Annotated in this window: 13 protein-coding genes; 5 read left to right on the top strand and 8 right to left on the bottom strand. The window is 72.8% G+C overall.

Translation table 11 applies throughout. The features are described 5' to 3' along the window. The first annotated feature begins 37 nt into the window (after nt 1–37). The 3 genes from glgB to ABZ883_RS25315 all read left to right on the top strand — a co-directional run bounded on the left by glgB (nt 38) and on the right by ABZ883_RS25315 (nt 4,761). Nucleotides 38–2,713 carry a 1,4-alpha-glucan branching enzyme gene (gene glgB, locus ABZ883_RS25305; RefSeq protein WP_360909766.1) on the top strand — a complete coding sequence of 892 codons (2,676 nt, stop codon included), beginning with the start codon at nt 38–40 and terminating at the stop codon, nt 2,711–2,713. 204 nt (nt 2,714–2,917) lie between these two features. Then, on the top strand, nt 2,918–3,814 hold the full coding sequence (locus tag ABZ883_RS25310; protein ID WP_360909768.1) for a DUF4231 domain-containing protein: 897 nt from the start codon (nt 2,918–2,920) through the stop codon (nt 3,812–3,814). Nucleotides 3,815–3,870: 56 nt separating this feature from the next. Next, nucleotides 3,871–4,761, top strand: coding sequence for an alpha/beta hydrolase (locus tag ABZ883_RS25315; protein ID WP_360909770.1), 891 nt, complete (start codon nt 3,871–3,873; stop codon nt 4,759–4,761). Nucleotides 4,762–4,768: 7 nt separating this feature from the next. Here ABZ883_RS25315 and fxsT read toward each other — a convergent pair whose 3' ends face one another. From fxsT to ABZ883_RS25350, 7 genes are all read right to left on the bottom strand, one after another. Beyond that, entirely contained in the window at nt 4,769–8,686 is a 3,918-nt protein-coding gene (gene fxsT, locus ABZ883_RS25320; RefSeq protein ID WP_360909772.1) for an FxSxx-COOH system tetratricopeptide repeat protein, read from the bottom strand. Further along, the gene (locus ABZ883_RS25325) at nt 8,670–10,016 is read right to left on the bottom strand and encodes a TIR-like protein FxsC (RefSeq protein ID WP_360909774.1); all 1,347 of its coding nucleotides are present in this window, start codon (nt 10,014–10,016) and stop codon (nt 8,670–8,672) included. Before ABZ883_RS25325 ends, fxsT begins: the two co-directional genes overlap by 17 nt. 122 nt (nt 10,017–10,138) lie before the next feature. Beyond that, nucleotides 10,139–10,924 carry an AAC(3) family N-acetyltransferase gene (locus tag ABZ883_RS25330; protein ID WP_360909776.1) on the bottom strand — a complete coding sequence of 262 codons (786 nt, stop codon included), beginning with the start codon at nt 10,922–10,924 and terminating at the stop codon, nt 10,139–10,141. 1 nt (nt 10,925) lies between these two features. Next, nucleotides 10,926–13,289: an FxsB family cyclophane-forming radical SAM/SPASM peptide maturase gene (locus ABZ883_RS25335; protein WP_360909778.1), complete on the bottom strand. Its 2,364-nt coding sequence runs from the start codon at nt 13,287–13,289 to the stop codon at nt 10,926–10,928. A gap of 34 nt (nt 13,290–13,323) precedes the next feature. After that, on the bottom strand, nt 13,324–13,521 hold the full coding sequence (fxsA, locus tag ABZ883_RS25340) for an FxSxx-COOH cyclophane-containing RiPP peptide (RefSeq protein ID WP_360909780.1): 198 nt from the start codon (nt 13,519–13,521) through the stop codon (nt 13,324–13,326). A 521-nt stretch (nt 13,522–14,042) separates the two neighbouring features. Further along, a complete protein-coding gene (locus ABZ883_RS25345) occupies nt 14,043–14,768 on the bottom strand; it encodes a poly-gamma-glutamate hydrolase family protein (RefSeq protein WP_360909782.1) in 726 nt (241 codons plus the stop codon). 126 nt (nt 14,769–14,894) lie between these two features. Then, complete coding sequence (locus ABZ883_RS25350) at nt 14,895–16,259, bottom strand: cation:dicarboxylase symporter family transporter (RefSeq protein ID WP_360909950.1); 1,365 nt, start codon at nt 16,257–16,259, stop codon at nt 14,895–14,897. Between the two features lie 142 nt (nt 16,260–16,401). On the opposite strand from ABZ883_RS25350, the gene ABZ883_RS25355 reads away from it, so the two are divergent. Both ABZ883_RS25355 and ABZ883_RS25360 read left to right on the top strand, forming a co-directional pair. Continuing rightward, entirely contained in the window at nt 16,402–18,042 is a 1,641-nt protein-coding gene (locus ABZ883_RS25355) for a sensor histidine kinase (protein WP_360909784.1), read from the top strand. Then, nucleotides 18,039–18,722, top strand: a complete 684-nt coding sequence (locus ABZ883_RS25360; RefSeq protein ID WP_360909786.1) for a response regulator — start codon at nt 18,039–18,041, stop codon at nt 18,720–18,722. The genes ABZ883_RS25355 and ABZ883_RS25360 overlap by 4 nt, the downstream gene beginning before the upstream one ends. A 219-nt stretch (nt 18,723–18,941) precedes the next feature. Here the strand turns inward: ABZ883_RS25360 and ABZ883_RS25365 are convergent, their stop codons facing one another. Beyond that, nucleotides 18,942–19,967, bottom strand: coding sequence for an ATP-dependent 6-phosphofructokinase (locus ABZ883_RS25365; protein ID WP_360909788.1), 1,026 nt, complete (start codon nt 19,965–19,967; stop codon nt 18,942–18,944). Between the last annotated feature and the right edge of the window lie 141 nt (nt 19,968–20,108).

Genomic DNA, 20,108 nt, shown 5'->3' on the forward strand with positions numbered 1-20,108 from the left:
CCGGGCACCCCCGCGCCCTACCGAGGAGGACCTGATCGTGACCGATCGTCAGCCGTTCCCCGACGCCGATCCCGGCACCCCCGGCCCCGGCCCCGGCGGGAACGGGCCGTCCGGCGCCGCGCGTTCCACGCCCGGCGGCGGGCCCGAGGGTTCAGTGCCACCGCTCGCCGCGGCGTCGCCGGGCCCGTCCGCCCGTCCGGCGAAGCCGGCCCGCGGGGCGAAGGCGCCGAAGACCGGGCAGGCGGCGCGGGCCGCGCAGGGCGGCCGGACGGGACGGTCCGCGGATGCCGCCGCGTCGTCGGGCTCCCGGCGCAAGGCGGAGCGCCCCTCCGCGGCGGACGCCCCCACCTCCGAGGCCGTCGCACGCGGTTACGACCCCGCCGGCTCCGACCGGCCGCCCGCCTCGGGCGGCGCGCCCCGCACCGTGCCCGCGTCCGTGCCCGGCACCGTCGCGGTCGGCCACCAGGCGCCGCCGCCCGGGGCCGAGGCGACCCGGCCGGCAGCGGCCGCCGCGCCCGCCGACGTACGTCCCGCCCCGGCGCTGGACGCCGGCGACCGGTGGCGGCTGCTGGACGGTTCGCACCACGACCCGCACGCCCTGCTGGGCGCCCACCCGGTGGCGGACGGCGTGGTGGTGCGCGCCCTGCGCCCGTACGCGCAGGCGGTGGCGGTCGTCACCGGCGACGGGACGCGGGCGGCACTGCGCGACGAGGGCGACGGACTGTTCGCCGCGGTGCTGCCGCCGACGGACGCATCGGCCCACCGGCTGCTCGTGACGTACGACGGCCAGGAGCAGGAGGTCCACGACCCCTACCGGTTCCTGCCCGCGCTCGGCGAGTTCGACCTGCACCTGATCGGCGAGGGCCGGCACGAGCAGCTGTGGAAGGCACTCGGCGCCGAGCCGATGACCCACGACGGGGTGACGGGCACCCGCTTCACCGTCTGGGCGCCGAACGCCCGCGGCGTGCGCGTGGTCGGCGACTTCGACCATTGGGACGGCACGGCCTTCCCGATGCGCTCGCTGGGCTCCTCCGGTGTGTGGGAGCTGTTCCTGCCCGGCGTCGGCGAGGGGCAGCGCTACAAGTTCGACATCTGCGGCCCGGACGGCGCCCACCGCCTCAAGGCCGACCCCATGGCCCGCCGCACCGAGACGCCGCCCGCCACGGCCTCGGTGGTCACCGCCTCGCACCACGCGTGGCAGGACGCCGAGTGGATGGCCCGGCGCGGCGACGTGCCCGTGCACGAGGCGCCGTTCTCGGTGTACGAGGTGCACCTGGCCTCCTGGCGGCCGGGGCTGTCGTACCGCGAACTCGCCGAGCAGCTCCCGGCGTACGTCCGCGACCTGGGCTTCACGCACGTGGAGCTGATGCCGGTCGCCGAGCACCCCTTCGGCGGCTCCTGGGGCTACCAGGTCACGTCGTACTACGCGCCGACCGCGCGGATGGGCACCCCCGACGACTTCAAGTTCCTGGTGGACGCCCTGCACCGGGCGGGCATCGGCGTGATCATGGACTGGGTGCCGGCCCACTTCCCCAAGGACGAGTGGGCACTGGCGCAGTTCGACGGCGCGAACGTCTACGAGCACGCCTGGCGCGGCGAGCACCCGGACTGGGGGACGCTGGAGTTCGACTTCGGCCGCACCGAGGTCCGCAACTTCCTCGTCGCGAACGCGGTCTACTGGTGCGAGGAGTTCCACATCGACGGGCTGCGCGTCGACGCCGTCGCCTCGATGCTCTACCTGGACTACTCGCGCGAGGACGGCGACTGGGCGCCGAACGTGTACGGCGGGCGGGAGGACCTGGACGCGGTCGCCTTCCTCCAGGAGATGAACGCGACCGTCTACCGCCGCTGCCCCGGCGTGGTCACCATCGCCGAGGAGTCCACGGCCTGGGACGGCGTCACCCGCGCCACCCACGAGGTCGGCCCGACCGGCTTCGGCGGGCTGGGCTTCGGCCTGAAGTGGAACATGGGCTGGATGCACGACTCGCTGGAGTACGTCAAGCACGAGCCCGTGCACCGCAAGTACCACCACAACGAGATGACCTTCTCGATGGTGTACGCCTACAGCGAGAACTACGTGCTGCCGATCTCGCACGACGAGGTCGTCCACGGCAAGGGCTCGCTGGTGAACCGGATGCCGGGCGACTGGTGGCAGCAGCGCGCCACCCACCGCGCCTACCTGGGCTTCATGTGGGCCCACCCGGGCAAGCAACTGCTCTTCATGGGGCAGGAGTTCGCCCAGGGCGCGGAATGGTCGCACGATCACGGCCCGGACTGGTGGCTGCTCGACGAGACCTACTCCGCCGCCGGCGACCACCGGGGCGTGCGCGACCTGGTGCGCGACCTCAACACGGTGTACCGGGGCACGCCCTCGCTGTGGCAGCGCGACACCTCGCCGGAGGGGTTCGCCTGGATCGACGGCGGCGCGGCCGAGGACAACGTGTTCTCCTTCGTCCGCCTCGACGCGGCCGGCGACCCGCTGATCGCGGTCAGCAACTTCTCGCCGGTGGTCCGCCAGGGCTACCGGATCGGTGTCCCGGACGGCGTGGAGGCACTGCGTGAGGTGCTGAACACCGACGCCGCGGCGTACGGGGGCGGCGACGTCACCAACGCGGAGCCGCTGAAGTCCGAGCCCGTCGGCTGGAACGGCCGCCGGCAGAGCGTGCAGCTCACGCTGCCGCCGCTGGCCACGGTCTGGCTGCGGCCGGCGTAGCGGGCCGCTTCACGGGGAGAGTGCCGGGTGCTCGCGGCGGCACCCGGCGCGCTCCCCGCCCCGCACGGCACCACGCCCGCGCGCCTTCGCCCCCAAGCCCCCCGCGAACAGGCGCAGTTCGGCCGAACGCATACTGGGCGGCCGACCCCGATGCCCCCATACTGGGACGACGCGGGATTCAGCGAGTGCGGGGGGCCGCTGTCGATGGTGAGTGAACGCGATTTGCTCCCGGAACTGTTCCGGGCCGCGGACCGGGCGTCGCTGCGGGGCCAGGCGCAGACCGTACGGCTGTCACGGCAGCAGCTCGGCCTCCTCACGGTGGCCTCCGTCTTCAGTTCGTTCGACCCCACCGCGGGCCGCCTGCACTGGGCCTCATGGCTCGCGGCGATCCTGTTCGCGCTCGCCGCGTGGACCACCTGGGTGATCCACCGCCAGAATCCGCAGGCTCTCTGGTACGAGGGCCGGGCGCTGGCCGAGTCCATGAAGACGCTCGCCTGGAAGTACTCGATCAGGGCCGACCCCTTCACACCGCCCGGCGACGAACGCGCCCCGGACGCCCTGTACCGGCTCCAGCTCGGTGACGTCCTGCACACCTTCCGGCGCAGCAGGGCTCTTCCCTCCCACGTCGACAGGGACATCACGCCGGCGATGCGGCGGCTGCGGGACGCGCCGCTGCGCGTACGGCACGACGTCTACCTGCGGGAGCGCATCCGGATCCAGCACGAGTGGTACAAGGTGAAGGCGGCCCGCTGCGAGGTGAACGGACGGCGGGCCGGGCATCTCGCCATGGCGTTCCCGCTGCTCGGCGTCCTCTTCCTGATCATGCGGGCGGGCGGCTGGTCCCCCTTTGACACGCTGGGTTTCGTGTCGGCCATCACGGCATCGGTCGCGGCCTGGGCGCAACTGCGCCAGTACAGCCCACTGGCCGCCGCATACCGGGTGGCGGCCGATGAACTGGAGTTGATCCGTGTCCAGTTGACGTCGCTGGACCTGGACGACCCGCATGCCGAGCACCTGTGGTCGCAGCTCACCCGGGACGCCGAGGACGCGGTGTCCCGGGAGCACACCACCTGGCAGGCACGGCGCGAGATGCGCGTGTGAGGACCGGCGGCGGAACACGGGGAACACACGGGAACGCGGGAAGGGGGCCGCTCGGAGTGCGCGTGGTACGGGCGGGGGACGGCAGGCAACTGGCGGTGGAGACCCTGGGCGATCCCCGGGGCAGACCCGTCTTCCTGCTGCACGGCAGTCCCGGCAGCAGGCTCGGCCCGCTGCCGCGCAGTGCGGTGCTGTACCGGCTGGGGGTGCGGATGATCTCCTTCGACCGGCCCGGGTACGGCGGTTCCGAGCGGCTGCCCGGCCGGCGGGTCGCGGACGCCGCGGCCGACGTCGCGGCGATCGCCGATGCCCTGGCCCTGGACGAGTTCGCGGTGGTCGGCCGCTCGGGCGGCGGACCGCACACGCTCGCCTGCGCCGCGCTGCTGCCCGGCCGGGTGACCCGGGCGGCGGTACTGGTCGGGCTCGCGCCCCGGGACGCTCAAGGGCTCGCCTGGCATGCGGGGATGACCCGGTCCAATGTGCGTGACCACACCTCGGCGGACGCGGCGCAGCGGCGGCTCGCCGCCCGGCTGGAACTGCGGTCGCGCACCATCCGCGACGACCCGGCCAGTCTGCTCGCCCTGCTCCGGCCGGAGATGCCCGAACCGGACCAGCAGGTGATCGCGGACGCGGGCCTGCGCATGATGCTGCTGCGCACCTACGCGGAGGCGCTGCGCACGTCGGCCGACGGCTGGATCGACGACACCCTCGCGTTCAACCGGAGCTGGGGGTTCGGCCTGGACCGGATCGCGGTGCCGGTGCTGCTGTGGCACGGCGAGGCCGACGTGTTCTCGCCGGTGGCGCACTCCCGCTGGCTGGCGGAGCACATCCCCGGCGCGATCATGGTGGTCCAGCCGGGGGCCGCGCACTTCGCGGCCCTGTCCGTGCTGCCCCGCATCCTGGCCTGGGCTGCCGCCGGGGGCGGTCAGGCGCGCTCGGTGCCCGCCTGACCGCCGCTCACACCGGCTGGGGTTCCAGGTCCCGGTTGACCCGGAACCACTCGCGGGCCGCCCGGCTGAGGGGGTGCTCCTCGCCCAGCAGCCGTACGCACTCGGGCAGCACCCTGCCGCGGATCTGCTGTGCGCGGGCGTGCCGGCCGGACTGCCGCAGGGCGTACGCGAGGTTGATCTCGCAGGCCAGGGCATCGGGGTGTTCGGGCCCGTACCGCTCGGTGAGTCCCCGCAGGGCGGTCTCCAGGAGGGCCACGGCGCGCTCGCTGTCGCCGAGTTCGCCCTGCGCGTTACCGAGGTTGATCATGCAGTTCAGCGTGTACGGGTGGCGTGCGCCCACCGCGCGCTCCAGCCGGGCCAGGGTGTCGGTGCCGACCGCCACGGCCTCCGCCGCGTCGCCGCTGCCCCGCAGGTAGATGGCGAGGTTGTTGCGGCAGGCCAGGGTGAACGGATGGTCGTCGCCCAGCAGGCGCCGGTAGGAGGACAGCGCGTCGAGGGCCAGGTCGCGGGCCTTCACCTTGTCGCCGGCCGCCGAGTACTCGGCGGCGAGGTTGAGCGCGCAGGCCAGTGTGTCGGGCACGTCGGGACCGTACCGCTCCAGGTAGCGGTCGTAGGTCACCTGGGTGAGCCGCATCGACTCGGCGGCGCGGCCCGCCTTGCGCAGCGAGACGGCGAGGCTCTTGGAGTTGCGCAGCGTCTCCGGCACGTCGGGGTTGAGGACGTCCTGGAAGACGTCCATCACTTCTTCGAGCATGGCGACGGAGCCGGTGTAGTCGCCGATCTCCCGCAGGTCGCGGGCGAGGTTGGCCTTGGTGGACAGGGTGTACGGATGGCGGTCGCCGAGCATCGGGCTGCGCCGGTCGACGGTCTCCTGGTCCAGGCGCCTGGCGAGCTCGGAGTCCCCGGTGAGCCGGTAGTCGATGGCGAGGTTGTTGGCCGCGACGAGGGAGCGCGGGTGCTGCTCGCCGAAGATGTCCTTGAAGCCCGCGTAGATCTGCTCGTCGCGTTCGCGGGCCTCCTGGAAGCGGCCGAGCGCCCGCAGGTCCGCGGCGAGGCTGCCGCCGGTGATCAGGGTGTGGGGGTGGCCCTCCGGCAGCAGGGAGGTCTGCCGGGCGAGGGTGTCCTCGTCGTACTGCCGGGCCTCCTGGTACCTGCCCTGCGAGCGCAGCACGTTGGCGAGCTCGAACTGCAGGTTGAGGGTCTGCAGGTCGTCCTCGCCGAGGGACTGCTTCCAGTTGTGCAGCAACTGCTCGGCCAGGATCCGGGCCTGCTCCAGCGCGCCGCTCTTCCACAGGTAGCGGACGCGGTTGACCAGCAGCTGCCGCGGCTTCTCCTCGCGGCAGTCCTCGGCCTGCGACGGTGCCAGGTGCGGCCAGATCAGCTCGAAGCCGGGCCAGTTCGCCGGGTCGTTGATGGCGTCCTCGGGAGGCCGTGCCTCGGCGAGGATGCGGTGCACCTCGTGCATCGTCTCCTGCTGGTCGTCGTCGGACATCTCCGAGCGCACGGCCGCCTGCACCAGCCGGTGCACCTGGATACTGCTGTCGGCCGGGTCGACCTTGGCGAGCGCGAAGCGGTTGACGGCCTGGATGACCTTGCCGAGCATGTAGCGGTCGCGGAGCTGGGGGTCGTACGGGAGCAGCGCCTGGATCATGGAATCGCTCTCGATGAGGGTCATCGAGATCGGCTCCGCCGCGAAGAACGCGCACAGCTCCAGCAGCCGGACGGCGGCCTTGGACTGGTTGCGCAGCCGGCTGATGGAGATGCTCCAGGTCGCCCCGACCTCCCGCGGGTAACCGGCCGCCGTGGTGACCGACAGCGCCTTGGTGGTCTGCTCCTTGAGCTGCTGCACGTAGACGTCCACCGGCGTCGCGGTCTCGGCCAGCCACGCGGCGGCCACCTCGACGGCCAGCGGCAGGTCCCCGACCGCCTCCGCCACCTGCGCCGCGTCCTCGCGGCTCATGCCACCGACGCGCCGGCGCAGGTGCTCCACGCTCTCCGCGCGGTTGAAGACCTCGATCTCCAGCGGCTCGGTCGGACCGGTCGGCGGCTTGTTCCGGGCGGTGACCACGATGTGGCCGCGCCCTCCGGGGAAGAACCGGCGGACCCGCTCGGGGTCCTCGACGTTGTCGAACACCAGCAGCCAGCGCGCGAACCGCGTGCCGGTCATCAGCTCCTCGCGGGCCGCCTCGGCCGCCTCGGACACACTGTCGCCGACCCTGAGCTCCAGCCTGCGGGCGAGCTCGGCCAGGGAGGGCGCGATCCGGTCCTCCTGCTCGGCCTCGATCCACCACACGAGGTCGTAGTCGGCCTTGAAGCGGTGCGCGTACTCCAGCGCCACCTGGGTCTTGCCGACGCCGCCGAGACCGTGGAGGGTCTGGGGGAACGGCTGGACCGAGGGGTTGCCGCCGCCCAGGCGGTCGCGCAGCCGGTCCAGCACGGTGGAGCGGCCGGTGAAGAAGGTGTTGCGGGGCCGGAGGTTGGACACCTTGGGGTCGCCGACGGGATAGCGCGGGCCGCCCGCCATCGAGGCCTGGTTCAGGTCCGTGTCGTCGCGGCCGAGGGCGCGCAGCAGCGTGGAGGCGGCCGCCTCGTGGTCGAGCCGCACCAGGCTCACCGGGCTGCGCTGGGCCAGCGGCGGGCCGGGGCGCACGTCGCCGACCCGGATCGGCAGCAGCTGGTGCTGCTGGCCCGAGTGGTCGGTGCCGGAGTTCGACTCCCACACCCGCATGGCCCGGCGCGAGCGCAGATAGGCGGCCGAGAGCACGATGAGCGTACGGGAGGAGGAACCGGCTCCGACGGGTTGTTCCGCCGGGGCGGCATGGGTCTCCACGTCCCAGGGCACGACCCGGAAGCCGGCCCGGGTGAGGAGCCATTCGATCCAGTCCGCCCACATGCGGTCCTCGGGCACGTACGCCAGGACGAGACCGGACGGCGGTACGGGCCGGCGCCGGGTGAACTCCGCCGCCCAGCGCAGCCGTTCCGGCTCGGGGAGCGGGGGCAGCGAGGTGACGGCGCCGCCGGAGACCATGGCGGTCAGGCGCTCGCAGGCGGAGAGCATCGAACTGGACAGGCCGGGCGCGTCGCCGAACGTCGCCAGGATCTCCTCGTAGGCGTAGAAGGGCCGGTACGGGATCTCCACCGACCCCCAGTAGGCGATGCGCTCCTCGTCCCCGAGGCCGGCCGGGAGCCCCTCGAACTGGGTGCGGGCCAGCGCCCGCCCCGCGTCGGCCTTCTCCTTCTCGCCGTCGTCGATACGCATGGGCACGGGGAAGATGCGGATGCCGCGGCCGCTGTACCGCTCCTCGATGTCGCGGGCGACGGCGGCGGCACCGTAGATGCTCTGGTCGCTGAGGGTGAAGCAGACCACCAGCTCGTCGGGCATGTGGACGGTGCAGATGTCGGCGATGTCGCTGAGGCCGGTGCGGCTGTCGATGAGGACGTAGTCGTAGTGGCGCCGCATGTCCGCGCGCATGGCGTCCAGGAACTGGCCGCCCCCGAAGCGGTCGTAGAACACGTCCCAGTCGATGCCGGTCAGCGCGGTGGAGTAGTTGCGGTCCTGGCGGCCCGCGGACAGGTAGTCCAGGCTCCCGCCGTCGGGGAACCCCCAGTTGAGGGATATCGCGTGCGGGCGTACCCGGGCGAACTGGCGGTGCCAGTCGGGCGGGCGCGGCACATCGCGCAGCGCCTCCTCGCGGTACTCGGTGATCAGGTCGATCATGCCCGTGGTGGCCGCCAGCGCCGAGGAGTCCAGGAAGGGATGGAAGAAACGGAAGAGCCCCGGCGCTTCGAGGTCCCAGTCCACGGTCAGCACCCGGTGGCCGTTGGCCGCGAGGATCCAGGCGGTGTTCGCCAGGGCCATGGTGCGACCGGTGCCGCCCTTGTACGAGTAGAACGTGATCACACGTCCGTTACGGCTCTCGGTCATCCTGGCCCTCCGGTTTGTCGGGTTCCGTGGTGCCGCGGTCGTCGTACAGGCCGTACGGGGAGGAGCGTTCGGGTCCGTACGCTCCGGCGGAGGGGCCGCGCAGCCGGGGGCGCGCGCTGTGCGGCCCCTGCGGCGGGAACGCCGGGGCGTGGGCGGCGTAGTGCTTGGCGGCCAGCCCCACGGCCTTCGGCACGTCGTCGCTGAACGCCTCGAGGCTGGGGATGCTGTTGCGGAGGAAGCGCAGGCCGCCGGGGCCGTCGGTCCGGCCCGGTTCCAGGGCCTCGTCGGCGATGCGGCGCAGGCCCTCCTCGTGGCCATTGGAGTCGGGGTCCGCCCTGTTCCAGGGCACGAGGACGCTGATCCAGGGCCGCCGCCCGTCGCCGAAGCGGGTCAGCATCTCGCGCCGGTCCGGGGAGCCCATGGCCCAGCGGTCGAGCAGCAGCAGTCCGGGAGCGGTGGGCGTCGGGTCCAGCAGCCGGTCCATCTCCTCCTCGAACACCCCGACCGTGACCCGGTAGTCGAGGTTGCGCGCGAGGTCGGCCGCATGGTCGGCGAGCGGCCGGCTGCTCTGCGGGTGGTACGGGTTCCAGTCGCGGGGCGAGGGCCCGTAGCAGGTGCCGCTGCGGCCTTCCGGCAGCTCCTCCGAGTTGCAGCAGGCGAGTACCGTCACACGCAGCGGCCGGCTGGCGCCCGGGGGCCCGAAGGCGCTGGGGACGTGGTGGTAGTCGACGTGCCGCCCCTTGGCGATCTTGGTCTCCTCGACCACCTGCACGATGCGCTGCGCGAGGCGGTAGACGGCGCGCTCGTACTCGTGCTTGAGGTAGCTGAGCTTGATCAGCCCGTAGAAGCCCTCGGCGGCGTAGTCCTCACCGAAGTCCGCGTGGTTGAACTGCAGCCCCTCGGCCGGGCCGGGCATGTCGTTCGCGGCCACCGGCACCCACAGCGCGGGCACGATGCCGGATATCGGGCCCTCGTGCACGGCCCGGTGGTACACCGCGCGCTGCGAGAAGGCGTACCACTCCTTGCCGCACTGCTGGCTGCGGAAGTAGCGGGGCGAGTACAGCGGGACGAAGACCCTGCAGTGCGCCAGCGCCTCGGCCAGCGATTCCGGCCAGCCCTCACCGACGTTCATCCCCCGGTCCATGAAGCCCGCCTTGACCCCGGCGGGCAGGGTCGTCATCTGCAGGATGTGCGCGCACAGGTCGTTGTAGAGCTTGGCGACCCACAGGTCGGGATCGGGATCCGAAGGGTCGTTCCTGGGGGTGTGCGCGTAGCTGAGAAAGAAATAGGGCTTGTCCGAGGCGTCTCCCTGCCCCACGGGTAATGCCATGCGCCATCTCCCCCGCCCCGACCCACAGGTTCCCGTCCCGCCCCTCGTGAGGGAACCTCAGTGTAGGAACCGCTGTTTCTCCTGCGGAATAGCGCATGACCATCAATTTTCCGGACGAGCGGTCAACGAGGGTTTTCCGCAAGCCATTTGGCGATGACATCCACCGCGTCCGCGATGGGCACCAGATGGCAGGACGCGTCGCCGAACGACCCGTTCAGCACCGCGCACTCGCGTGCCACCACCGGGACGAGACGCGGGAAGTGACGGTCGTCGATGTCCGCCGCCTCGAACGACACCCACTCCTTGCCGCCGTCCGCGCTCCGCACCAGGGCCTGGTAGGGGCGGTCCGGCGGCGGGACGGCGCGGTAGTCGGCCAGGTGGTAGGCCGTGCACACCCACAGGTCCACGCCGATGAGCAGGGCCCGGCCCCGCAGGTCGTAGAGCCGGGCCGTGGGCGACTCCTCGCCCAGATGGCTCTCCAGCGCGTGGCCCTCGGTGATGGTGCGGGCCGCGGGGCCCACGGCGGTGAACGAGGTGTGCGGGTGCGCGCTGCGCAGCGCTCCCGGGGTGAGGCGGACCTCCTCGGCCAGCCTCCCCACACTGGGCGACACGGGCGTGGTCAGCGGGTCGAACGGCTCCATCGCCTCGCGGTACGCGGCCAGTTCCGCCGCGTTCAGGCCCGCCGTGCGCTGCCGGTCGAGCCGCGAGGTGATCGAGTTCTCCGGTGTCGCCGCGTACGCCACCAGCGTCCCCCGGTCGCCCAGCGCCGCCCGCAGCGCCTCGACCACGGCGCGGCCGCCGCCCTCGACCGGGCCGACCGCCCGCAACGAGCCCTGGACCAGCAGCACGTCGCCGGGTGCGACGCCGAGTGCGCGCAGGTCGTCGGTCAGGCTTTCCCGGGTGTGCACCTCAGTCCCCGTTCACTTCGCGGAGCCATGGCGCGACGGTGCCGGCCATCCGGGCCGCGAAACGCTCGCCGAGCGGGGTGAGCGAACCGCTGCCGGCGAGCCGGTCGATCGCCTCGGCCGTCTCGCGGGTCCAGCGGGCGAAGCTTCCGGCCGCCCCCGGGGCGCCCTGACGGGCCAGCACCCGCCAGTACTCGGCGACGGCGATGTGCGCGTACGTCCCCTGGAGCAGCCCCTCCAGCGGGCGCGGGTCGGGCCGCCACGGCGCGTGGAAGAGGCGGGTGTCGTCCGGGTCGAACAGGTCCATCAGGTCCAGCACGGCACCGAGCTTCACGTGCTGGAACTCGTGGGCCAGCAGCAGGGCCAGCGTGACCGGCGTCGCGGGCCGCGCGATGCCGACCGCGCCGAACGCCTGCCGGGCGGCCCCGCTGACGTCGCTGCCGTCGCCCGGCGGCACCAGCGGGGTGACGGTCCCGAGCCCGGCGGCCAGCCCCGGGACGTAGCGCGGCAGTTCGCGGTCGAGGAAGTCCCAGGCCGCGACCAGGTCCTCGTGCCAGGCCTTGACCTCGGCATCGTCCTGCCGGGTCACCGGCGGCCACTGGTGTTCGTCGCGTCGGGGATCGGTGTCCTCCAGCGCCACGGTCCGGCCGGCCGGGCCGACCCGGCGCACGGGCTGCCACCACGCGTCCGCCGGGCCCTGAGCGGCGATCCGCAGCGTCCGGCCCCCGGCGCTCACGCTGAACCCGGCGGCGTCCCCGGTCACGTCCGCCTCGTCGCCGTCGGCGGCGTCGACCAGCACGCGGCCGAGACCCGGCAGCCGTACCGCCCCGTCGCGTACGGGGACCCGCACGGTCGCGGGATACCGGCCCGCCGACCGCACCACGGAGGCGGCCGCCACCTCGGCGAGCCCGGCGACGTCCGCGCCGCCGTCGCCGCCCGTCTCCAGGCAGTGCCGGGCCCACGGCCTGACGTACGGATGGGCCAGCACGGTGTCCACGGCGTCCGGCGCGGCCTGGTCGGCCTCGGCCAGCACACGCCAGACGGCGGCGGTCCTGCTGTCCCGGGGGGCGCGCTCCCAGACCGCGGTGAGCAGGCCGCGGGTGATCTCCAGCTGTTCGGCGGCGAGCGCCGCGACCGTGTCCGCGTCGCCGTACCCCGCGGCCAGTTGGTCGATCCGGTCCTCCGTCAGCGGGGACCGGTCCTGCTGCCCGGGTAGCGTGGTCACCGAATTCTCCCGATCCACTTCCTCGTCCTCGGCGTCGCGGATGCCGAGGATCAACTCCATCAGGTCGGCGCAGTACGCGGACGGATTCGCGAATCCGTTCCCTGTGCGGTAGCGGTGCGCGTACAGTCCCCCGCCGCAGACGTCGACGACCGGGCACCTGCGGCACTCGTCGCTCAGTCCCGCCTTGCCCTGCCGGCGGGCGGCGATCCCGGGGTGGGCGGCCACCTCGTCCAGCGAGTGCGTGAACACGTCCATCCCGGTGGCCGGGGCCCCGTCGTACGCGGTCTTCAGCGAGTCGGCCTGCTCGAAGGTCCCGTCGGTCTCGATCACGACGAGGTCGACCGGGTCGGTGCCGATCGACTCCACGAGGCTGCTCTCGCCGCGCAGCATCCGGCGTACGGAGTCGAAGACCCGCACGGGCACCGGGCGGCCCTGCTCCGTCCAGCGCCGGTGGATCGTCAGCAGCCAGTCCGCGTAGGGCGCACGGGCGCCGCCGGGGCGCGCGGGCGGCGCGTCGTGGGTGGCGTGGGGCAGCAGGAAGTCGATACGGGGCGGTTCGAGCTCCATGAGGGCGTCGTACACCGCGAGAGGGTCGTTGTCCACGTCGATCGTGCAGAGCAGGCCACCGTACAGATGGCGGTAGCGCGGCTCACGGAGGAGGCCGATCGACCGCACCACGCGGTCGTAGCTGCTCCGCCCGTCCGCGAACCGCCGGTGGCGGTCGTTCTCGGCCCGGCCGCCGTCCAGGGAGACCCCGACCGAGATGCCGAACTCGTCGAAGACGTCGCAAAATCGCCCGTCCAGGAGGACGGCGTTGGTCTGGATGCCCAGATCCAGGGCGCAGTGTCCGTCCAGCGCCCGGCGCAACGCCTCGGCGGCCCGCCGAATGCGTGCCGGACCGGCCAGCAGGGGCTCTCCCCCGTGGAACACCACCTGGACGGAGTCCAGGTGGTGCGCCGCAGCATGGTCGGCGATCCGTGCCGCCACACGTTCGAACACGTCGTCCGGGGTCGCCCGGACCCGCTGCTTCCAGCTTGTGTCCGCATGCTCGTACACATAGCAGTGATCGCATGCCAAATCACACCTACTGTGCAATTTGAGGACAAACTGCGATAACGGCCTGATCGGAGCCGATGTTTCCATGACCGCGGCGCCCGGACTCCCCGAGTGAGCCGACCTACTTGCTGCTGAACGACTGGAAGGCCGCGACCGGCACGTTCCCGGCCGAAGCCGCGGCGGGCATCACGCGCCCGAGGGCCGGAGAGGCCACGGAGCTGCCGCGGGAGGCCAGCTCCGCCAGCGGGATCCTCCGCCGCGTCTGCGGTTGTGCGGTCACGGCGTCACGGTCGGCCTGCACGATGAGGGTGGCAGTCATAGCGGGGTCCTCGATCACTAAGGTGCGTTGGGGGGCGCACGCCATATGTCCGAAATACGGCAAAATCATCTCATCCCGGACAAAAAAGGGCGATGCAGCACGCTGGTGAACGATGCAGGCAGCCCCCAGGGCGCGTGTAAACGCGCCGCAAGGGCGTGAATTACGCCAAATGCAGCAGACGCACGTGCTCCCCCACCCCAACGCCGGGCTGTGTGATTATCTCCCGTGCGGGGAGCGGGAGTTGGCCATATTCGGGAACTCAAACCAACTTCTTGGAGCACTTCGCGCGCCGTCCCGTGCCCAGTGCCTCGCCGCACTCTCCGGCGCATCGATCCCCATGCCGTACGCGGGCGTCCGAGCCTTGCACACCGGCCCCCCCAACACGCCTCGAGGGGAGAGGGGCCGGGTGCTGTCCGGGTCCCCGGTTCCTCTCCCCACAGCGATGGTCGCACAGAAAAGTTCAGATTTGAACGATCTCTCTGTGGTGCTGCTCACGCCCGGGAGACCACGTCGACGTGCCGTCAGGACGCGGTGGCCGCGATGGCCGCACGGGCCGCGCCGACGAAGCTCCAGAAGACCGGCCGCGTCGTGCTCCCCCTCCCGGCACGGGTGTTGACGGCGAACATCGCGGCGCGCAGCGGGGCGGTGATCTCCAGTTGGGCCCCGCGGCCGCGCCGGGTGCGGTTGCAGATGTTCGCGGCGGAGCGGCCGGCGAGTCCCTTCGTCGCCGAGGCGTCGACGGCGTGGATGCCGGCCGCGGTGAGGGCCGCCCCCAGCCGTTCCGCGAAGTGGGTGTCCGCGCCGCCGACGAGGACGGCACGGGCGCCGTCCGGGAGGCCCGCCTGCGCGGGGGTGCAGCCGTGCAGCGCGAGCACGCGCAGGCTGTCCGCGGCCAGCGAGCGGGCGACGGGGTCGTCGCAGTGGGTGGAGGTGACGTGGAGGGCGCCGTTGCCGGTGAGGCGCAGGCCCTCGAACATCCAGTAGTCGTACACCGGGCCGCCGGCCGGGGTGGGCGCGAGGTCCGCGGGGTGGTAACCGGCGACGGCGAGGCAGAGTTCGGAGGTGCCGGCCTCGATGCCGCCCGCGTGCGGGGCGAGGACCACGGTGTCGCCCGGCCGTTCGGCGGCGTGGCGGCGGAAGCGCCGGGCCCAGTCGGTGCCCTCGGTCAGGGCGGTGTCGGCGTACAGCGCGGTGTTGGTGGCGTACCTGTCGGATGCCGCGGAGGCGTACCCGGTGTGCGTCGGCATGAGGCGATCATCACGCACCGGCGGCCCCGGCTCCTGCCGGAAGCCCGGGACCGCCGGAAGCGGAACCTGCGGTCCCGCCGGGCGACGGGGGGGAAGGGCCCGGCGGGACGTGAGGGGGGCGGCCGGTCAGGCCGCCGGGGCCGGCTCCTTCTCGGTGGACACCGGCGCGGACGGCTCGCCGTGGCCGTCGTCGACGAGCGTGGTCTCGTCGAAGGGCAGCTCGCCGGCGAACACCCGCTCGGCGCGCTCGCGGTCGAACTCCTTGGTCCAGGTGCCGATGAGGACGGTGGCGACCGCGTTGCCCGCGAAGTTGGTGACGGCGCGCGCCTCGCTCATGAAGCGGTCGATGCCGACGATGAGGCCGACTCCGTCGACGAGGGCCGGCTTGTGGGACTGGAGGGCGCCGGCCAGCGTCGCCAGGCCCGCGCCGGTGACGCCGGCCGCGCCCTTGGAGGCGATCATCATGAAGAGCAGGAGCGTGATCTGCTGGCCGATGGACAGCGGCTGGCCCATCGAGTCGGCGATGAACAGCGAGGCCATGGTCAGGTAGATCATGGTGCCGTCGAGGTTGAAGGAGTACCCGGTGGGCACGGTGATGCCGACGACCGGGCGGCTGACGCCGAGGTGCTCCATCTTGGCGATGAGGCGGGGCAGCGCCGACTCCGAGGAGGAGGTCGAGACGATCAGCAGGAACTCCCGGCCGAGGTACTTCAGCAGCTGGAAGAGGTTGACCCCGGCGACGAGGCGCAGGATCAGGCCGAGCACGACGACGACGAAGATCAGGCAGGTGACGTAGAAGCCCAGCATGATCGTGGCCAGGGCCTTGAGCGCGTCGACGCCCGCGGAGCCGACCACCGCCGCGAGGGCGCCGAAGGCACCCACCGGCGCCGCCCACATGATCATGGACAGCACGCGGAAGACCAGCTTCTGGATGTGCCCTATGCCGCGCAGCACCGGCTCGCCCGCGGAGCCCATGGCCTGCAGACCGAAGCCGACGAGCAGCGCCACCAGCAGGGTCTGCAGCACCTGGCCCTCGGTGAACGCCGAGACCAGGGTGACCGGGATGATCGAGAGGATGAAGTCCGGCAGCGACTCGGCCGGGGCGTCCTTGGCCTGGGCCTGGCCCGCGTCCTTCAGGGCGTCGGTCAGGTGCAGTCCGTCGCCGGGCTGGAGGATGTTGCCGACGACGAGGCCGATGGCCAGCGCCACGAAGGACATGGCGACGAAGTAGCCGAGGGCGAGCCCGCCGACCTTGCCGACCTTGGCGGCCTTCCGTACCGAACCGACGCCGAGCACGATCGTGCAGAAGATGATCGGCGAGATCATCATTTTGATCAGGTTCACGAAGCCGGTGCCGATCGGCTTCAGTTCGACCGCCGCGTCGGGGGCGACAAGGCCGAAGACGGCGCCGGCGATCGCGGCGACGACCACCGCGATGTAGAGGTAGTGGGTACGGTCCCTTCGACCCTGGCTGCGGCTCTGCACCGGCACTGACACCTTTGTCTCCTCGGTCCAGCCGGACGCCGTCCCGGGCGCCCGCCATCGGATAACTCCCGGTGACTATGCGCCCGCGCAGTGAGCCAGGTCACGTTTGCGTTCATTGAGTTCGCGGCCCGCGTGCACACTGGTGGGCATGCCGGTCCTCACCCCCTTCCGCAGCCCCGGATCGCGGCGGCGCGCGCGCCCGCGCAGCCTCGCGGGGCAGCTCTTCGCGATGCAGGTCGTCATCGTGGCCATGGTGGTCGCGGGCATCGCCGTGCTCGTGTACGTCAACGCCGGCGGCCGCGCGGTCGCGGCGGCCGAGGACCGGGTGACGGCGGCGGCGCGGGCGGTCGCCGACGCGCCCTCCGTCGCGGCGGCGATCCGTGGCCCGGACCCCACGCTCGCGCTCCAGCCGTACGCCGAGCAGGTCCGCAAGGACACGGGGGTCGCCTTCGTGACGATCATGAGCCCGGCCGGCATCCGCTGGACGCATCCCGACCCGCGCCAGATAGGCCGGCCCTTCCTCGGGCACATAGGCCCGGCGCAGCACGGCCGGACGTTCACCGAGACCTACACCGGCACGCTCGGCGCGTCCGTACGCGTGGTCACCCCCGTCCTCGACGGCGGCCGGATCGTGGGGCTGGTGAGCATCGGCATCACCGTCCAGGCCATCACCGGCCAGGTGCGCGACCAGTTGACCGCCCTGATCGGGTTCGCGCTGGCGGCGCTGACGGTCGGCGGCGTGGGCACCTACCTCGCCAACGCGCGGCTGCGCCGGCACACCCACGGCATGGCCGCCGACGAGCTGAGCCGGATGTACGACTACCACCAGGCGACGTTGCACGCGGTGCGCGAGGGCCTGATCCTGCTGGACGCGGACCGCAGCGTGGCGCTCTGCAACGACGCGGCGCGCGAACTGCTCGGGCTGCCCGAGGACGTGGTCGGCGCGTACGTCGCCGAACTGGGCCTGCCGACCTCGCTGACCGGCGCGCTGCTGGCCGCGGAACCCCGCGTGGACGAGGTGCACCTGACCGCGGAGCGGGTCGTGGTGGTCAGCACCGCACCGGTGCTCGGCGGCGAACGCCGGGGCACCGTGGTCACCTTGCGCGACCACACCGACCTCCAGGCGCTGACCGGCGAACTCGACTCGGTGCGCGGCTTCGCCGAGGCGCTGCGCTCACAGGCCCACGAGGCCTCCAACCGGCTGCACACGGTCGTGTCGCTGATCGAACTGGGCCGCGCGGGCGAGGCGGTGGAGTTCGCGACCGCCGAACTGGAGCTGGCGCAGGCGCTGACCGACCGCGTGGTGGCGGCGGTCGGCGAACCGGTGCTGGCGGCACTGCTGCTGGGCAAGGCGGCCGAGGCGAGCGAGCGCGGCGTCGAACTGACCGTCAGCGAGGACAGCCGCATCGACGACGGCGTGCTCCCCGCCGCGCTGGCCTCCCGCGACCTGGTGACCGTCCTGGGCAACCTGATCGACAACGCCATCGACGCGGCGATCGAGGGCGCCGGCCGCAGCCCGGCCCGCCCGCACGTGGGGGTGACCGCCCGTGCGGACGGCGGTGTGCTGCTGCTGCGGGTCACCGACAACGGAACCGGCGTGGACCCGGCCACGGTGCGCGAGGTCTTCCGGCGCGGCTGGACCACCAAGAGCGAGGGCCGCGGACTGGGCCTGGCCCTGGTGGAACAGGCGGCACGGCGGGCCGGCGGCACCGTGGACCTGGACCGGGCCGAGACCGGCGGGGCCGCCTTCACCGTACGGCTGCCGCTGCGGCAGGGGGTACCGGCGTGATCAGGGTGCTGGTGGTCGAGGACGACCCGGTGGCGGCCGACGCGCACCGGCTGTACGTGGAGCGGCTGCCCGGCTTCGAGGTCGTGGCCGTCGCGCAGTCCGGCGGGGCGGCGCTGCGCGCGCTGGAGCGGCACCAGGTGGACCTGATCCTGCTCGACCTCAACCTGCCGGACGGGCACGGGCTCCAGGTGGTGCGCAAGCTGCGGGCCGCCGGGCACACCGCGGACGTGGTGGCCGTGACCTCGGCCCGCGACCTGGGGGTGGTGCGGCAGGCCGTCTCGGTGGGCGTGGTGCAGTACCTGCTCAAGCCGTTCACCTTCCCGGCGCTGCGCGACCGGCTGGAGCGCTGGGCCCGCTACCGCGAGGACCTGGCGGGCGGCGAGGCGACCGGGCAGGACGAGGTGGACCGCGCGCTGGCGGCGCTGCGCAGCCCCGAGACCTCGGCACTCCCCAAGGGCCTGAGCGGTCCGACGCTGGAGGCGGTGACCGCCGCGCTGCGCGATGCCGGGGAGGGACTGTCGGCGACCGCCGCCGCACAGCAGGTCGGCGTCTCCCGCATCACGGCCCGCCGCTACCTGGAGCACCTGGTCGACGTCGGCAGCGCCGTGCGGGCCCCGCAGTACGGCCAGGTGGGACGCCCCGAACTCACCTACCGCTGGGCGAGCGCCCGCAGGAGCTGAGCGCCCCTGCGGTGCGGACCGGCGGGCCCGCGCGGCCTCGACGGCGTGCCGACGGAAAGCACCCGCAGGAGCACGTGTTGACGACCCGTCAGAACACGGACTCCGCCTCCGCCTGCGGCACCGGCCCGATCGCGGCCCCGCGCGACGCCGTCATGCTGCCGAAGGCGCGCGCGGCCTCGACGGCACACCGGCCGACAGCACCCACTTCATGACGGAACGTCAGAACACGGACTCCGCCTCCCGCATACGGTCCTCCGGGACCCGCTTGAGCACCGTCACCGCCTCCGCCAGCGGCACCAGTTCGATCGCGGTGCCGCGCAGTGCCGTCATGCTGCCGAAGGCGCCCTTGTGCGCGGCCTCGACGGCGTGCCAGCCGAAGCGGGTGGCCAGGACCCGGTCGTACGGGGTGGGGACGCCGCCGCGCTGGACGTGGCCGAGGATGACCGGGCGGGCCTCCTTGCCCATGCGCTGCTCCAGCTCGACGGCGAGCCGCGTGCCGATGCCCGCGAAGCGCTCGTGGCCGTACGCGTCGATCTCGCCGTGCACGTACGGCATCGTGCCCTCGGCGGGGTGGGCGCCCTCGGCGACGCAGACGACGGCGAACTTCTTGCCCCGCGCGAAGCGCTCCTCGACCATCGCCACGAGGTCGGCGGGGTCGAAGGCCCGCTCGGGCAGGCAGATGCCGTGGGCGCCGCCGGCCATCCCGGACTCCAGGGCGATCCATCCGGCGTGCCGGCCCATCACCTCGACGACCATGACGCGCTGGTGCGACTCGGCGGTGGTCTTCAGCCGGTCGATGGCCTCGGTGGCCACGGTGACGGCGGTGTCGAAGCCGAAGGTGCGGTCGGTGGCCGAGATGTCGTTGTCGATGGTCTTGGGGACGCCCACGACCGGCATGCCCGCCTCGGCGAGCAGCCGGGCCGCGGTGAGGGTGCCCTCGCCGCCGATGGGGATGAGCACGTCGAGGCCGTAGTCCGCGCACACCGTGCGCCAGTTGTCGGCGGCCTCGTGCAGCCGGGAGCGTTCCAGACGGGTGGAGCCGAGCACCGTGCCGCCGCGGGCCAGGATGCCGCTCACGGAGTTCAGGTCCAGGGTGCGGTAGCGGCCCTCCAGCAGTCCCTTGAAGCCGTCCTCGAACCCGATCACCTCGTCGCCGTGGTACGTCAACGCGCGATGGGTCACCGAACGGATGACTGCGTTGAGCCCCGGGCAGTCGCCACCCGCGGTGAGGACTCCGATACGCATGGCGCTCCGCGCTCCCTCCGGTAGCGTCCCAGGTCGCCTCTTTCGCATCGTAGATCCGTGTCTGACCCACCGCGCGTCTTACGCACAGCGGACTGTAATGTCAAGAGGCATCCCTCACCCGAATGGGTGCGGTGCGAGCGA

It is taken from the genome of Streptomyces sp. NPDC046977 (assembly GCF_040644455.1).
Classification (GTDB): Bacteria; Actinomycetota; Actinomycetes; order Streptomycetales; family Streptomycetaceae; genus Actinacidiphila.

Excerpts from the sequence above, each read along its gene's own strand:
- ABZ883_RS25335 (WP_360909778.1), bottom strand. The coding sequence starts at position 13,289 with ATGGAAACATCGGCTCCGATCAGGCCGTTATCGCAGTTTGTCCTCAAA.
- fxsA (WP_360909780.1), bottom strand. The coding sequence starts at position 13,521 with ATGACTGCCACCCTCATCGTGCAGGCCGACCGTGACGCCGTGACCGCA.
- ABZ883_RS25310 (WP_360909768.1), top strand. The coding sequence starts at position 2,918 with ATGGTGAGTGAACGCGATTTGCTCCCGGAACTGTTCCGGGCCGCGGAC.
- ABZ883_RS25365 (WP_360909788.1), bottom strand. The coding sequence starts at position 19,967 with ATGCGTATCGGAGTCCTCACCGCGGGTGGCGACTGCCCGGGGCTCAAC.
- ABZ883_RS25345 (WP_360909782.1), bottom strand. The coding sequence starts at position 14,768 with ATGCCGACGCACACCGGGTACGCCTCCGCGGCATCCGACAGGTACGCC.
- ABZ883_RS25355 (WP_360909784.1), top strand. The coding sequence starts at position 16,402 with ATGCCGGTCCTCACCCCCTTCCGCAGCCCCGGATCGCGGCGGCGCGCG.
- ABZ883_RS25325 (WP_360909774.1), bottom strand. The coding sequence starts at position 10,016 with ATGGCATTACCCGTGGGGCAGGGAGACGCCTCGGACAAGCCCTATTTC.
- fxsT (WP_360909772.1), bottom strand. The coding sequence starts at position 8,686 with ATGACCGAGAGCCGTAACGGACGTGTGATCACGTTCTACTCGTACAAG.